Raw genomic sequence first — 14756 nt, forward strand, 5'->3', positions numbered from 1 at the left:
TGCTATCGGTCTGTCGCCTTAGGCGCCGAGGCTCTTACCTGCTGAGCCGAGCTGGTGAGTCGCTTCGACAACGCGAGCTGCCATCGCCGACTCCGCGATCTTGCCCCACGCGCGGGGGTCGTACTTCTTCTTGTTGCCCACTTCGCCGTCTACCTTGAGGACACCCTCGTAGTTTTCGAACATGAAGCCAGCGACCGAGCGAGTGAACGCGTACTGCGTGTCGGTGTCGATGTTCATCTTGATAACACCATTTGCTACCGCGAGGGCAATCTCTTCGGAGGTTGAACCGCTGCCACCGTGGAACACGAGGTCGAGGGGCTTCTCGCCGGTGCCGAAGCGCTCAGCAATGCCAGCCTGAATCTCGCCGAGAAGCTCGGGGCGCAGTTTGACGTTGCCGGGCTTGTACACGCCGTGCACATTGCCGAAGGTGAGGGCCGAAATGTAGCGACCCTGCTCACCGAGCCCGAGAGCCTCGACGGCCTTCGTCACGTCAGCGACGGTGGTGTAGAGGGCATCGTTCGATCCCTCGTGCTGCACGCCGTCTTCTTCGCCGCCTACGACGCCGATTTCGACCTCGAGGATGGCGTTGATGTTCTTCATGCGGGGGAGCAGGTCTTTGGCGATCTCGATGTTCTCGTCGAGGGGAACGGCCGAGCCATCCCACATGTGCGACTGGAAGATCGGGTTGCGACCGGCGCGCACTTCTTCTTCGGATGCTTCGATGAGAGGAAGCACGAAGCCAGGAAGCGCGTCTTTCGGGCAGTGGTCAGTGTGCAGCGCCACCGTGATCGGGTAGTTCTTGGCGACCTCGGTCACGAACTTCGCGAAGGCGAGCGCGCCAGTGGCGCGGCCCTTGACGGTGTGGCCGGCAAAGTAATCGGCGCCACCGGTGGTGACCTGGAGAATACCGTCTGATCCGGCTTCTGTGAGTCCCTGCAGGACGGCGTTGACGGACTGCGAGCTAGCCGCGTTGATGGCCGGGTAGGCAAAGCCACCAGCCTTCGCGCGGTCAAGCATCTCGGCATATTGCTCAGGGGTTGCGACGGGCATGAAGGCTCCTTGGTCGTGATGGCAGGTGCACAAGAACTCTATCGAAGTGGCCGCGTGCGCGTGGATTCATTGTTGGCGGTGGCCACTCCTGCCATTCAGGAAAGAATTGCGATTCCTTCACTTCACAGGGCATCAAAGTTTGAAATATTCGTCATGCGAAACCCTATGCTGAGGAACATGGTGAGTCTTACTGCGGATATGAGTCCGCTGCATCCCGACCGAAATCTGGCACTTGAACTTGTTCGTGCCACCGAAGCTGCCTCGATTCGAGCGGTCCCTTTCATCGGTCGGGGGCGAAAAGAAGATGCTGACGGAGCTGCCGTCGACGCGATGCGCGCGTTCTTCACCACCGTCAACTTCGACGGCACGATCGTGATCGGCGAGGGCGAGAAAGACGAAGCGCCGATGCTGTTCAACGGCGAACGAGTCGGCAATGGCCGCGGTCCTCGCTGTGACGTGGCGGTTGACCCGATCGACGGCACCTCGCTGACTGCCGCGGGCCGCAACAACGCCCTGTCGGTCATCGCGGTGTCTGACCACGGCACGATGCTCGATGCGTCAAGCGTGTTCTACATGGACAAGCTTGTTACCGGTCCGGCCGGGGTAGGCGTCGTAGACATTCGCCTGCCCATCGGTGAAAACATCCGTTTGCTGGCGAAGGCGCTCGGAAAGCCGGTCGATGAACTCGTCGTGTCGGTGCTGCACCGTCCGCGTCACGAACAGCTGATCGAAGAAATCCGTGAAGCTGGCGCGGGAACGCGACTGATGAGCGACGGCGATGTTGCTGGCGGCATCAACGCGGCGCGTCACAATGCGCGTACTGATATGTGTGTGGGCATCGGCGGCAGCCCAGAAGGAATCGTCACCGCGTGCGCGATCAAGTCTCTGGGCGGTCATATTCAGGGTCGCCTGTGGGCACGTGATGATGACGAGAAGCAGCGCGGTATCGACTCCGGCCTCAAGCTCGACGATCACGTGTACGAAGCCGACGATCTGGTGCGCGGAAGCAACACGATCTTCGTCGCGACAGGTGTGACGGACGGCCAGCTTGTGGCAGGTGTTCGACGCGACGGAGGGTACGTTTACACCGAATCTGTCGTACTTCGTGGAGCGTCAGGAACCCTTCGCCGTATCTCGTCGGAGCACCTCACCTCGAAGTGGCTTTAGGCGTAAGTCGCGGTTCGATCCGTCATCAACGCGGCAACTCTGGCAGAATCGCAGAGGCGGCAACGACGATGCGTCGCTGATCTGTCGTGATTCGAGGGGGTTTGTCGATGTCTACACCTACTGGTGGTCCTGCACCCCAAACGGGCGCGCAGGCTGTCATCGCGAGTGCCGCAGACCCCGCACGTCGACCTGATGTGCTTCTTCGCGTTCGCCGCGAAGAAGGCCACGAAATTAGCGCATGGTGGATGATCGGTGCATTCGTTGGCGTCTCAGCCGTCGTCATCATCGTGATGAGCTTTGTGCCCGGCGGCGCGTAGCCGGTTTTTTCGCTCCGCTGCCCTCGCCGTGTAACCCTCTAGCCCGCGTCGGGTCAGAACGTGTTCTAGGGCGTGCCAGAGATCCGTTCTGCCTCGTTGGTTGGCGACAGACGCGCGCGAATATCGCCGAGTTCGGCGGTCACCCCTGAGCGTGAATCGGCAAGGTGCTCTTCGTTCAGTCCATCCAGCAACTCCGGCTGGGTCATCTGACGGGGAGTAGCCTCGATCGTTTGCGGCGCCGCCACGGAATCAAGCTTGGTCTGATCGATGCCGGGAAACTTGCGTGCTGTCACCAGCACGCGCTTCTCGAGTGAGCCAGCGAAGCTGTTGTAGCTCGTGACCGTCCGCTCGATCGCGCGGCGCAGGTCGTCGGCGTGCGTGGCGAGAGATCCCAGACGTTCGTAGAGCTGATTGCCCAGATCGAACAGCACTCGGGCTTCTTGGGATACGTCTTGCTGCGTCCACGTGTATGCGACGGTCTTGAGCACAGCCCAGAGGTTGACGGGTGAGGCAAGCGCGACCCGTTTGCTGAACGAGTAGTCAAGCAGCGACGGGTCTTCTTCGAGTGCGGCTGCCAGCAGTGACTCGCTCGGAATGAAGCAGATAACGAACTCTGGGCTCGACTCCAGCCCTGCCCAGTAGGCCTTCTTCGCAAGCGCGTCAACGTGACTGCGCACAGCTTTGACGTGCTTTTCAAGCAATGCCTTGCGCTGAGCACCTTCGGCACCTTGGGCGGTGAGTGCGATAGCGCTCGCCTCGATGTACGCATCCAGCGGCACTTTCGCGTCGACCGCGATGGCCTTGCCACCGGGGAGTCGGATGATCATGTCGGGGCGCCCAACGCCGGCGTCTGACGAGATCGATGTCTGCAGATCGAAGTCGACGTAGCGGGTGAGTCCCGCCGCCTCTACGACTCGACGCAACTGGGTCTCACCCCACACTCCGCGAGTGCTGCCGGAGCGCAGCGCGCTCGCGAGCGATTCGGTGGTGGCGCGCAGTGCTTCATCAGACTCGTGCGCACGTCGCAGCTGCTCGGCGAGTGTGCCGAACTGCTCCTGCCGGTCTCGTTCGAGGTCATTTACTTTGCCCTGCATCGCCGTGAGGGTTTCTTGAACGGGAGCGAGGGCGCGCAGCACTGTCTGGTCTCGACGCTCGCGCTCTTCGCGGGCAACTTGATCTTGGCGGGTCTGCAATGACAGCTCTCGGTAAAGCTGCTGTTGCTGCTCTAATTGCGCCTGCGCGCCATTCCTCGCGGCCTCAGCAGTTGCGACCCGTGCGTGCAGGTCTGCGTTCACAGTCGCCGCGCGTGCAGACGCGCGCATGTTGCCAATCCAGAGGCCGATCGCCGCGCCGAGAGCGAGCATCACGACGGTGATCAGCAGTACAGCGATTGTGTCCATGCCCTCATAGTGGTGCTGGCCTCAGACATCAAAGGCGCGGCTGGCCGGGGCCGACTGGTTTTGCCGCGCAACGCGACCCGCCCCAACACAGGACCCGCCCCCATACAGGGCCCGCCCCAACATGCGACCCGCGCAACATGACTGTGCTCGGCCTACGTGGCGAAAACTGTCTTCGGAGGAGCTGCGGCAACGGTGATCTGCGAAACCTTCACCGCGGTAGCTTCAGCCAGCAACTCGATACTGTCGGCATTTTGGCGTCGAGCCGCGTCGATCATGACGTGAGCGCAAGCAAGCGCATCGGCGGTGGCGTTGTGGTGCGCGAACTCGGCAAAACCCGCTTCCGCGGCGACAAAAGGCAACCGGTATGAATCCAGTTCGTAGACTTTTCGCGCGACTTGCAGGCTGCATACGTAACGGTAGGCAGGCAGGTCATCTTCGGTGGCGGCGCACGCGCGCTTGAGCACGGCCATATCGAAGCCTGCGTTGTGCGCGACGATGACGTCGTCACCGACGAAGTCAACGAGCGCGCTGAGCTGCGACGTCCAGCTCGCCGCATCCACGACGTCGTTGGCGCATATTCCGTGAATGCGGGTGTTCAGCTCGAAAAATTCGTCGTGCCCGGGAGGCGGCTGAATCAACCAGCCTGTCTGCTCCACGACAATGCCATCGCGCACCCGTACGAGTCCCACGGCGCAGGCCGAGGCATTCGAGGAGTTCGCCGTCTCAAAGTCGATTGCGGTGAAATCCAGGGGCACCTAATTACCTTCGCCCGAGCAGCAGTGCCCCACGGTCAGGCGCGCCGGGCCGTCTCAGACTGAAATTGCGCGTCGATGAGCGGGGAGTGCGCCGCGTAGACTGATCTCCCGTGGCTCTTACTATCGGCATCGTCGGCCTGCCCAACGTCGGCAAGTCCACCCTCTTCAACGCACTGACGAAGAATTCTGTTCTCGCAGCGAATTACCCGTTCGCCACGATCGAACCGAATATCGGTGTCGTGAATCTTCCAGACCCGCGCTTGAACACACTCGCTGAGATCTTTGGTAGCGAGCGTATTCTGCCTGCGGCAGTGTCGTTCGTCGACATTGCCGGCATCGTGCGCGGTGCAAGTGAGGGCGAAGGCCTGGGCAATAAGTTCTTGGCCAACATTCGTGAAGCCGACGCTATCGCTCAGGTTGTGCGCGGGTTCGCCGACGACGATGTTGTCCACGTCGAGGGTTCGGTCAACCCCAAGAACGACATGGAAACGATCAACGCCGAGCTCCAGCTCGCCGATCTCGAAACCGTCGAAAAGGCAATCACCCGCTACGAGAAAGAGGTCAAGGGCAAGAAGCTTGATCCCTCCGTTCTTGCGACAGCCCTCGAGGTGAAAGATGCTCTCGAGCGCGGCGAGTTGCTGTCAGCATCCACAATCGATCTGGATCCGATCAAAGAACTCGGCTTGCTCACGTCCAAGCCGTTCATCTTCGTGTTCAACGTCGACGAAGCAGTGCTTACGGATGATGGTCGCAAGGCGGAGCTCGCGGCTCTTGTCGCTCCGGCGCAAGCGGTCTTCTTGGACGCAAAAATCGAGTCCGAGCTCATCGATCTTGACCCTGAGGATGCTGCAGAGCTGCTGTCTTCGACGGGTCAGGACGAGTCGGGTCTCGACCAGCTCGCGCGCATCGGTTTCGACACACTCGGTCTGCAGACCTATCTCACCGCCGGTCCGAAAGAAGCGCGTGCATGGACGATTCCAAAGGGATCGAAGGCTCCCCAGGCAGCTGGCGTGATTCACACGGATTTCGAGAAGGGCTTCATCAAGGCAGAGGTCATCTCGTTCGACGACCTCGTGGAGACCGGCTCGGTGCTTGACGCTCGTTCAAAGGGCAAAGCGCGTCTCGAAGGCAAGGAGTACGTCATGCAGGATGGCGACGTGGTGGAGTTCCGCTTCAACAACTGATTCGACACATACTGCGGTCCACCGCAGAGATGCTCGACGGTTGCCGCGTGCGGGTTCCTCACCTGTTCCAGCACGCCAGGTTGCTCACAACCTCCGTGAGAAGAACACCTAGCGCGCTGAGACCTTCAGTGTGTTGACGGTTCTAGTGATGCGCTCACCGTCTTTTTCGAGGAAGACGATCTCGCCGAACTCGAGCTGTGACCAATCGTCGCCCTCGGTCAAGGGCTCGGACGCGAGGATGACACCGGTCGCGTCATCCTCGCCGCACTCCTCAAAGTCGTAGGTCGTTGCGTCGTGGTCGAAGTTGCGCCCCATCAGTAGGTACATCGGTTCGAGGAGCATCGAGAGCGCGAAGTCGTCACTGTCGGGGGCTGACTTTCGCAGCTCCTTCCAGTCGCCGGCCGGGTTGGTCTCACCATGGTGACCGAGGCCGACGTTGACACCGATGATGCGGCCGTTCGACACGAGGGCCATCTTCAGCTTGGTCAGAGCCCCGAGGTCGAGGTCCTTCATAGCCTGGGCGATCAGTTCGATGAGCTTCTCGATCGCTCGTTGGACGTCCTCGTTGCTGTCACCTTCGAGCAGCGAGAGAAGTAGCACGTAGATGAACTCGGTGTCGGTGTTCCCGCGCAACTGTGTGAGATATCGATCCTCGCAGTGTTGCAGCAGCTCGCGCTGCAGGCGCTGCCAGTTGGGCAGGTAGCCATTCTGGGCGACGATCCACGGGGTCTCCTCGAAGGAGAACGGGTGGCAGTTCTCGTCGGCCATCACGACCTTCGAGTCGTACGCCGCCGCTCGCACATGCGCCAGCATCGTGCTGGCTTGAAGGCTGGGGATGATCCGGCTGGCGTTGTCGTCGTAAAAGGCCGCCATAGGTCGGCGGTAGATGAAGGGTTCTTCGGGCTTCAGCAGGTGCTCGCCCCAGATCCCGAATCCCCATCCGGCCAACTGGAGCTCGGGGTGCCGTTCGGGGTCGAGTGCCTGGTTGATCAGGCTGTTCTGTGGCCTGAGGAGGAGGTTCTCCAGTGGTGTCTCAGGACCGAGGTAGGCGAGCACGCGGCACATACGTCTCCTTCGTTGGGCTGCCGCCACCCTACCCCCGTTGCTCGGAGCCGGTGCTGGTCGCGGTGAGCGGGTGTTCGCGTCAGCGCGGAACCTCGACTGTCACGGTCGCACCGCCATAGCCGTTGTCTTGGTCTCGCCCCTCGACGGTCACCTCGTCGACGTTCTCGGGAATCGCAAACGTGCCACCGGTGCGGGTGAACGGCTGTTCATTCGCATGATCATGCCCCAGTTGGTGCTCCGCGAGCACATCGCCATCGGGGGAGAGCACCCGCCAACCATCCGCGTAGCGTTGCGGCGTGTCATACGGCGACGAGATCGTGACCGCGACAGTGAACTCGTCACCGCTCGCGGTGAGCGCGGCATCGACAACATCGGGAAATTCCTGCAACTCAGCAGCTTCTGACGTCTCATCGCTGGTGCTTGTTGCTTCTGAGGTGGCCGCGTTCTGGGCAGTGTCCGTGTTACCAGCACACGACGCCAGCAGCAGGGTAGTCAGGATGATCGTGGGAACAAAGAAGATCCGGCGTCTCATGGGCGCCGACACTATCAGCCGAGCTCGAACGTCTCGTTCAGCCAAGAACCACGTCGAGCGCTATACCCGGCTTTCGCTCATTCCCGTCTACTTTTCGCAGCGGCTCTCGAGAGTGGCTGACGAAGACTGACGGGGCGCACCGGGGCTGGCTAGAGCGCTGTGAGAGAATATCGGCGAATCAGATCTGGTCGAGATCTTCACCCCTAGCCGTGGTCGATCGGCACACACCTGCTTTCGAGAGGACTCCGCGCTGTGACTGAAACTCAGACGTTCGAACCTGAGGGGCGGGCGATTCCGTACGCCGTCGAAGGCAACGGACCCGCTGTTGTATTGATTGCAGGCCAAGGCCTGAACATCTCGTATCTGGGGACCCTGGCGCACTCGGTCGCCGAAGAAGACTTCTGCATGATCCGCGTCGGTTCGCGTCGGCCCTCACAGGATGCCGTGGTGACGATGTCTGACCTGGCACAAGACATCATCGACGTCATGGATCACCTATCAGTCGAGAACGCCTGGGTCGGTGGGCACGCGTTCGGCGGCTCAGTAGCCCGTTCGGTAGCTGCCGATCACCATGACCGTGTGAACGGGGTGCTGCTGATGGGCGTGGAGTCCGCTGACCAGGCGGCAAGCTCTCTTGACTTCCCCGGAATCCCGGCGCGCATGCACGACCCTGACGTTGTGGCTATGCAGAGCGCGGCACGTGAAGTAGCGGGCGGTCCGGTTCCGCTTGCAGAAGGCCTGCCGGTGCTGATCATTCAAGGTGTTGACGATGAGTTGACCCCCCCGGCAAACGGCGAGGAATTGCAGATCTCTGCTTCCGACCGCGTGAGCGTTGTGCCGGTTGAAGGTGGCAACCACATGTTCCCGGCAACGCACATCGGTGCGACATCGTGGGCGATCGAGGACTACCTGGACTGGGACTGATCAGAACGGCGCATTTCCGTCGGAGCTGTCGGCTGCGGTACCCGGCGGGTTCTCGAGCTCGTCGCCACCTGGCCACCAACGATCGGGCCCCGCACTAGCTGGTGGGTCTTCGTTCGCTGGGTCCTGTTCAGCTTCGGCGGCGAGCGATGGACGAAAATGCACGGTGCAGCATCCATCTCAAGGAATAGCCCGCGATCGCCAGTTGTTCCCCATCGTGTCGGCCCGCACCTCACGGTGCCGATTTTCGCTGAAAGGACCTCCTCTGTGGATCTGTTTTCCCCGCTCACAGTCGGTGACCTTGATCTTGCAAACCGCGTTGTTATGGCGCCATTGACGCGTTTGCGCTCGGGAATGGACGCAGTACCGGGCACAATCGTCGCTGAGCACTACGCCCAGCGGGCGAGCCACGGCATGATCATCAGCGAGGGTGTTTTTCCGAGCGCAGAGTCACGCGCATACATGGGGCAGCCCGGCATCGTCACCGACGAGCAAGTGGAGGGTTGGCGCGCAGTCGCCGATGCGGTGCATGCGCAGGATGGTCTCATCGTGATGCAGCTCATGCATAGCGGACGTGTGTCGCACACCGACATCACCGGCACCGACCGCATCGTTTCTGCGAGCGCAATCGCGATCGACGGTGAAGTTCGCACTCCCGACGGCAAGAAGCCGTTCCCGGTGCCGCACGCGCTCACCACCGACGAGCTTGCGCAGGTGCGCGAAGAATTCGTGGCCGCGGCTACGCGTGCGATCCGCGCGGGGATGGATGGTGTCGAGCTCCACAGCGCGAACGGCTACCTGCTGCACCAGTTTCTGTCACCCGCCTCGAATCGCCGCACGGACGCCTACGGAGGCTCCCCTGAGGCGCGGGCGAAATTCGTCATCGAGGTCGCGACGGCGGTCGCCGAGGCGGTCGGAGCCGGGCGCGTCGGCATTCGTATCTCACCGGCGCACAATATCCAGGGCGTGCTTGAGACCGACGATGACGATGTGCGCGCCACGTACGGAGCACTTATGGAGGGCCTCGCACCGCTGGGGCTCGCCTACCTGAGCCTGTTGCACGCAGAGCCTGCAGGGGCCTTCGTTCAGGCGCTGCGCGCCCGTTTCGAAGGTGTGTTCATTGCGAACAGCGGTTTTGGAAAACTCACCACCAAAGAAGAAGCGAACGGCCTCATCGAGCGTCGCGAAGCTGATGCGGTTGCGGTGGGCCGCGCCTCGATCGCGAACCCCGACCTGGTGGCACGTTGGCAGGGTGGTCATCCCGAGAACGAGCCCGATCCAACTACGTTCTATGCACCCGGCGCTGAGGGATACACGGACTACCCAAGTCTGCCTGCCGCCTGATTTTGCACGGCTTTGCCGCCGCGGTGCGTTGTGCGCCGCGGCGGTCATCGTGGGTCGCCGTCGGGTGAAATGATCAATCAATGACCGCAACACTTGTCGCTCGAGGCCTCGCCGGTGGCCACGGCCATCGCACGCTGTTCGATTCCCTCGAATTGACTGTTGCCCCGGGCGATGTCGTCGGAGTTGTGGGTGCCAACGGTGCAGGCAAGTCGACGCTGTTACGGTTGCTCGCAGGCGTTGACGCACCGCAGGCGGGCTCGATCTCGCTCGCACCTGCTGATGCGTTCGTAGGCTGGTTACCCCAAGAACATGAGCGTGTCGCGGGCGAAAGCGTCGCAGAGTACGTCGCGCGTCGCACGGGTTGTGCTGAAGCCTCGAGAGAAATGGATGCTGCCGCCGCCGCGCTCGGCGACGAGTCGCTGGCTGCCCCGGGCACCGACCCCGCCGATGTCTACTCGCTCGCCCTCGACCGTTGGCTTGCGAGCGGCGCGGCTGATCTCGACGAGCGTTTACCGGTTGTGCTCGCAGAACTTGGCCTTGATCTCGGCGACGCACCAGAGCAGACAATGATGACCTCGCTTTCGGGCGGCCAAACTGCTCGCGTCGGGCTGGCGGCGCTGTTGCTGAGTCGCTTCGATATCGTGCTGCTCGATGAGCCCACCAATGACCTCGATCTTGACGGGCTAGAGCGACTTGAAGCATTCGTGCGAGGGCTGCGCGGCGGCGTGGTGCTTGTCAGTCATGACCGCGAGTTTCTTGCGCGCTGCGTGACACGGGTACTGGAACTAGATCTCGCGCAGAACGCCAACCGTGTATTCGGCGGCGGCTACGACTCCTACATCGAAGAGCGCGCCACGTTGCGACGTCAATCGAGAGAGAAGTACGACGAGTTCGCTGAGAAGAAATCAGATCTGGTGGGGCGGGCACGCACTCAACGCGAGTGGTCGAGCCAAGGTGTGCGCAACGCGATCAAGAAGTCGCCCGACAACGACAAAATCAGACGCAAGGCAGCGACGGAATCGAGCGAAAAGCAAGCACAGAAAGTTCGCCAGATGGAGAGCCGCATAGCCCGCCTCGAAGAAGTCGAAGAGCCGCGCAAAGAGTGGCAGCTTGAATTCACGATTGGTTCCGCGCCACGTTCAAGTGCAGTTGTCACGACGCTGAACGAAGCGGTGTTTCGCCAAGGCGATTTCATGCTCGGACCCGTGTCACTTCAGGTCAACGCCGGCGAGCGCATTGGCATCACGGGCCCGAACGGTGCCGGCAAATCGACCCTGTTGCGCGCCCTGCTGGGCACTCAAGCCCCCGATGAGGGCACTGCGAGCCTGGGTGCTAATGTGCAGATCGGCCAGATCGATCAAGCGCGTTCGATGCTTGCGGGCTCGCAGGCGCTCACGGCCGTGTTCGAAGCTCTCGCTCCCGAGATGTCGTCGGGCGAAGTGCGCACCTTGCTAGCCAAGTTCGGGCTCAAAGCCGATCACGTGAATCGCGCCGTCGAGGCCCTTTCGCCGGGTGAGCGCACTCGCGCGGGGCTCGCGTTGCTGCAGGCTCGCGGTGTCAACGTGCTCGTGCTCGATGAGCCGACAAACCACCTCGACCTGCCAGCGATTGAGCAACTGGAGCAGGCGCTCGACTCCTATGACGGCACGCTGTTGCTTGTCACGCATGATCGCCGAATGCTCGCCACAGTGAAGACTGATCGTCATTGGCGGGTTGACGCGGGCACTGTCACCGAACGATGACGCTCATGGCGAAACTCTTCCCCTGAGGGCAGCCCAGAATCTGGTCGGGTATAGCCTGAGAATGTAGCGATCAAAGAGATGCACACTATGCATTCCATGGTTCTGCGCGCACCAGCTTCGATGTCTCACCGAAGCTCTGCGGCTCAGAGGACGAGTGGGATTCTCATCCTCGATGTTTCCGATGGCATCTGCCACCGGCACTATTGTCATGCGTTTTTGCGCTGGCACGTCGAAGGGAATACATCAATGAACACACTGAACAACGTCACTGTTTTGGGCGGCGGCGTTTTGGGCGCCCAGATCGCATATCAAGCAGCATTCCACGGCAAGAGCGCGACCGTGTACGACATCAACGACGAAGCACTTGAGGCAGCGCGAGAGCGTTTCAACAAGCTGGTCTCGGTATACATCGAGGCAATGCCCGATGCCGAAGAAGGTCACGCTGCCAAAGCGGCGGAATCGATTTCGCTATCTTCCGACCTCGCCGATGCAGTTGTCGATGCAGATCTCGTCATCGAAGCCGTTCCTGAGATTCTTGATCTCAAGAAGAAGGTCTTCAGCGACCTCGCGAAGGTCGCGCCCGAGAAGACAATTTTTGCCACCAACTCCTCGACAATGGTGCCCAGCCAGTATGCCGCCGAGGCGGGACGCCCGGACCGTTTCCTGGCGTTGCACTTCGCCAACAACATCTGGGTGCAGAACGTCGCTGAGGTCATGGGCACGGAGCGCACGTCGAAAGAATCATACGACGCGGTCGTCGCCTACGCAGAAGAGACCGGCATGGATCCGATCCTTGTCAAGAAGGAACAGCCGGGCTACGTTCTCAACTCGCTGTTGGTTCCGCTACTCACCGCGGCGAGCGCGTTGTACGTCAACGGTGTTGCGGATGTCGAAACGATCGATCACACGTGGCGCAAGGGAACGGGCGCTCAGTCGGGTCCGTTCCAGATGTATGACGTCATCGGCTTGCGCACGGCCTACAACGTGTCATCGGCGAGCGATAACCCCAGCAGCATCAAGTTCGCCGAGATTCTGAAGACCGAATTTCTCGACAAGGGCAAGTTCGGAGTCGCCAGCGGCGAGGGGTTCTACAAGTACTGAGTCATCATTCGACGTCAGGGGCGCTCATTCCGCGGTGGGATCAGCGCCCTTGGCGTTTCTTGAACGGCTTCGGCTGTCCCTTCACAGAGGGCGCACGCCCCTTTCCCTTCGATGCCTTGGCCTTGCCTCCGGCAGGGACCTTGGGCTTGTCAGGTGGCGCTGGTGCTTCTGCGATCAGCCGTGGGGCATCTTCGCGCAGTAGCGCGCCGGCGGGCGTCAGCGTCCAGCCATTCTTCGCTCGTGTGAACAGCGGTTGCCCGGTTTCGGCTTCGAGCTTATCGATTGTCGTGTAAAGCGACGCGAGCGGAATGTCGAGAGCCGCTGCCGCGCGCGGAACGTGCAGATCGTGATCGACGATCGTGAGGAAACGTGTGAGATGAGTGGGATTCACAGATCAGCTCTCATATTGGGTGAAATGGCTAACCGGTGAGCCCACAAGTCAGCCCGTGGTGTGCCGTGTGCCTCATTGGGCGGTGCACGCGTCGTTCAGGGCAATCATCGCAGACCCAGCAGACTCGCTCAGGTCGGGGACGAGCCAGATCCCGAACCAGATCTTGCCATCCCAACGGCGGTGCTTGGCGAGAGTGCGGATCGGCTCTTTGCCGCGCTCGAGAGTTGACGGGTTGATCGACGTCATGACACACCGATCACACGGCCCTAACACTCGAAGACGCACGTCACCGAGTTGGATGCGTGACCACGAGTCCTCGGCGAACGGTGTCGCTGGGTCGCCATCAACAACGATATTTGGTCGAAAGCGCACCATGTCGAGCGGAGCGGTCTCGGCGTCGGTCCACTCATCGAGCTGTGTCAATGACGATTCGCTGGTGAGCAACAAGGGAGCGACGTCGGCGAGCGAGACGTGATCGCCCGCGAGCCCGCCCTCGGTTGGATCAACCGCGCGTCGCTTCGGATCAGATTGCCACACCAACCGGACCGGCCGAGCAAGCTGCGCGCTCAACCATGCATTGGCAGCAGCGTCAGCTGGTAATGCCGTGCCCTGGCCGGCATGGCCGACCGCGACTGACTCAGCGTGGAATGGTACGTCGATGTGCATCGAGTCGGTGGCGCTATCTATACGCAATCCACCATTCTCGAGCGTTGTCGCGCGTAGCGAAAGCAATTGGTTTGCTTCTCGCGCGGTCACGGGGCTTCCATCAGGGGCGACAACTGCCCACCGGCGATCTCCCTCAAGACCCCAGGGGTGTACTTCGGCAGTATCGACATCGAGACCCGCCAATGACTTCACGGGATATACGCGCAGTCTGGTTACCTTCACGAGTGCACGCTACCGCAGCGATGTCTCGCGGGCGTGCTTGTGCGCTAGTGTCGGCACCGCGCGTCTCTTGTTCTCACCACAGCGGTTCGCTCAGATTAGAGCGTTCGTGACGTCGCGATCGCGCTGCCGGAGGCGAAGTAGTGCTGCGTTTGAGGGCGCGCCTCGTTCAAAAAGGAATCTAGTGATCACTCGCTTCGAAGAGCTTGACTGGCAGTCGACGCCGATGGGAGACCTCACGCTGCGGCGTCGATGGGAGCCAGCCGCGGGCCACGAGATCTACGAGGTGAAGCTCGGCGAAGAGTATTTGATGTCGAGTCTGTTCACGGTCGCCGAGATCGCGCTCGCTGATCTCGGACTTGCCCTCGCTGATGGCGAGGATCTCAACGTGCTGGTCGGCGGGCTTGGTCTTGGCTACACCGCAGTAGCGGCATTGCGTGACAGCAGGGTCGGGGCGCTCGCCGTGATCGACCGCCTCGATACCGTGATCGGCTGGCACGAGCGCAAGCTGCTGCCGGTTTCGGCGGAGCTCGTGGATGATTCGCGCACCACGCTGGTCTGTGATGACTTCTTCGAGGTGATGCGCAACGCGCCGCGTGACGACCTGAGGATGTGGGATGCGATCTTGCTCGATGTCGATCACTCACCGCGCCATCAACTCGATGCGACGCACGCTGACCTCTACCAGGCAGATGGTCTGCGTGCACTCGCCCGGCATCTTGCATCGAAAGGCGTATTCGCGCTCTGGTCAGACGACCCGCCAGACCCAGACTTCATGGTTCAGCTTGATCAGGTCTTCGATGACACAGCTGCGCACGTGATTGACTTCGCGAACCCGGTGACAGAAGGTACCTCATCCAACACTGTGTACGTGGGAAGAAGTCACAGCTAGGTCGGTGAGG

General features: G+C 61.3%; 15 protein-coding genes. 8 read left to right on the top strand and 7 right to left on the bottom strand.

Annotated elements, in window-relative coordinates:
- Nucleotides 1–18 precede the first annotated feature (18 nt).
- Nucleotides 19–1050 carry a class II fructose-bisphosphate aldolase gene (fbaA, locus tag AB0O81_RS00530; RefSeq protein WP_363580157.1) on the bottom strand — a complete coding sequence of 344 codons (1032 nt, stop codon included), beginning with the start codon at nt 1048–1050 and terminating at the stop codon, nt 19–21.
- A 177-nt stretch (nt 1051–1227) separates the two neighbouring features.
- On the opposite strand from fbaA, the gene glpX reads away from it, so the two are divergent.
- Together glpX and AB0O81_RS00540 are read left to right on the top strand one after the other, a co-directional pair.
- The gene (glpX, locus tag AB0O81_RS00535; RefSeq protein WP_363580159.1) at nt 1228–2217 is read left to right on the top strand and encodes a class II fructose-bisphosphatase; all 990 of its coding nucleotides are present in this window, start codon (nt 1228–1230) and stop codon (nt 2215–2217) included.
- 107 nt (nt 2218–2324) lie between these two features.
- Complete coding sequence (locus tag AB0O81_RS00540; protein ID WP_363580161.1) at nt 2325–2534, top strand: UDP-N-acetylmuramyl pentapeptide phosphotransferase; 210 nt, start codon at nt 2325–2327, stop codon at nt 2532–2534.
- A gap of 65 nt (nt 2535–2599) precedes the next feature.
- Here AB0O81_RS00540 and AB0O81_RS00545 read toward each other — a convergent pair whose 3' ends face one another.
- Entirely contained in the window at nt 2600–3934 is a 1335-nt protein-coding gene (locus AB0O81_RS00545; RefSeq protein ID WP_363580163.1) for a DNA recombination protein RmuC, read from the bottom strand.
- A 152-nt stretch (nt 3935–4086) separates the two neighbouring features.
- A complete protein-coding gene (locus tag AB0O81_RS00550) occupies nt 4087–4689 on the bottom strand; it encodes an exonuclease domain-containing protein (protein WP_363580165.1) in 603 nt (200 codons plus the stop codon).
- A gap of 110 nt (nt 4690–4799) precedes the next feature.
- Here AB0O81_RS00550 and ychF point away from each other — a divergent pair, with 110 nt between their 5' ends.
- Complete coding sequence (gene ychF, locus AB0O81_RS00555; protein WP_363580167.1) at nt 4800–5873, top strand: redox-regulated ATPase YchF; 1074 nt, start codon at nt 4800–4802, stop codon at nt 5871–5873.
- 108 nt (nt 5874–5981) lie between these two features.
- Here the strand turns inward: ychF and AB0O81_RS00560 are convergent, their stop codons facing one another.
- Together AB0O81_RS00560 and AB0O81_RS00565 are read right to left on the bottom strand one after the other, a co-directional pair.
- Entirely contained in the window at nt 5982–6938 is a 957-nt protein-coding gene (locus tag AB0O81_RS00560) for a class II glutamine amidotransferase (protein ID WP_363580169.1), read from the bottom strand.
- A gap of 79 nt (nt 6939–7017) precedes the next feature.
- Nucleotides 7018–7470, bottom strand: coding sequence for a hypothetical protein (locus AB0O81_RS00565; protein ID WP_363580171.1), 453 nt, complete (start codon nt 7468–7470; stop codon nt 7018–7020).
- Nucleotides 7471–7722: 252 nt separating this feature from the next.
- Here AB0O81_RS00565 and AB0O81_RS00570 point away from each other — a divergent pair, with 252 nt between their 5' ends.
- From AB0O81_RS00570 to AB0O81_RS00585, 4 genes are all read left to right on the top strand, one after another.
- Nucleotides 7723–8394: an alpha/beta hydrolase gene (locus AB0O81_RS00570; protein ID WP_363580173.1), complete on the top strand. Its 672-nt coding sequence runs from the start codon at nt 7723–7725 to the stop codon at nt 8392–8394.
- A 264-nt stretch (nt 8395–8658) separates the two neighbouring features.
- Nucleotides 8659–9735, top strand: a complete 1077-nt coding sequence (locus tag AB0O81_RS00575; RefSeq protein ID WP_363580175.1) for an alkene reductase — start codon at nt 8659–8661, stop codon at nt 9733–9735.
- Between the two features lie 80 nt (nt 9736–9815).
- Nucleotides 9816–11477: an ABC-F family ATP-binding cassette domain-containing protein gene (locus AB0O81_RS00580; RefSeq protein WP_363580177.1), complete on the top strand. Its 1662-nt coding sequence runs from the start codon at nt 9816–9818 to the stop codon at nt 11475–11477.
- Between the two features lie 246 nt (nt 11478–11723).
- Nucleotides 11724–12578 carry a 3-hydroxyacyl-CoA dehydrogenase gene (locus AB0O81_RS00585; RefSeq protein ID WP_363580179.1) on the top strand — a complete coding sequence of 285 codons (855 nt, stop codon included), beginning with the start codon at nt 11724–11726 and terminating at the stop codon, nt 12576–12578.
- Nucleotides 12579–12618: 40 nt separating this feature from the next.
- On the opposite strand, the gene AB0O81_RS00590 is transcribed toward AB0O81_RS00585, so the two are convergent.
- Together AB0O81_RS00590 and AB0O81_RS00595 are read right to left on the bottom strand one after the other, a co-directional pair.
- Nucleotides 12619–12969, bottom strand: coding sequence for a LysR family transcriptional regulator (locus AB0O81_RS00590; RefSeq protein WP_363580181.1), 351 nt, complete (start codon nt 12967–12969; stop codon nt 12619–12621).
- A gap of 72 nt (nt 12970–13041) precedes the next feature.
- Nucleotides 13042–13857: an MOSC N-terminal beta barrel domain-containing protein gene (locus AB0O81_RS00595; RefSeq protein ID WP_363580183.1), complete on the bottom strand. Its 816-nt coding sequence runs from the start codon at nt 13855–13857 to the stop codon at nt 13042–13044.
- Between the two features lie 181 nt (nt 13858–14038).
- Here AB0O81_RS00595 and AB0O81_RS00600 point away from each other — a divergent pair, with 181 nt between their 5' ends.
- Nucleotides 14039–14746, top strand: a complete 708-nt coding sequence (locus AB0O81_RS00600) for a spermidine synthase (protein WP_363580185.1) — start codon at nt 14039–14041, stop codon at nt 14744–14746.
- The last annotated feature ends 10 nt before the right edge of the window (nt 14747–14756 follow it).

The sequence above is a fragment of the Microbacterium sp. NPDC076911 genome (genome assembly GCF_040687125.1).
Taxonomy (GTDB): domain Bacteria; phylum Actinomycetota; class Actinomycetes; order Actinomycetales; family Microbacteriaceae; genus Microbacterium.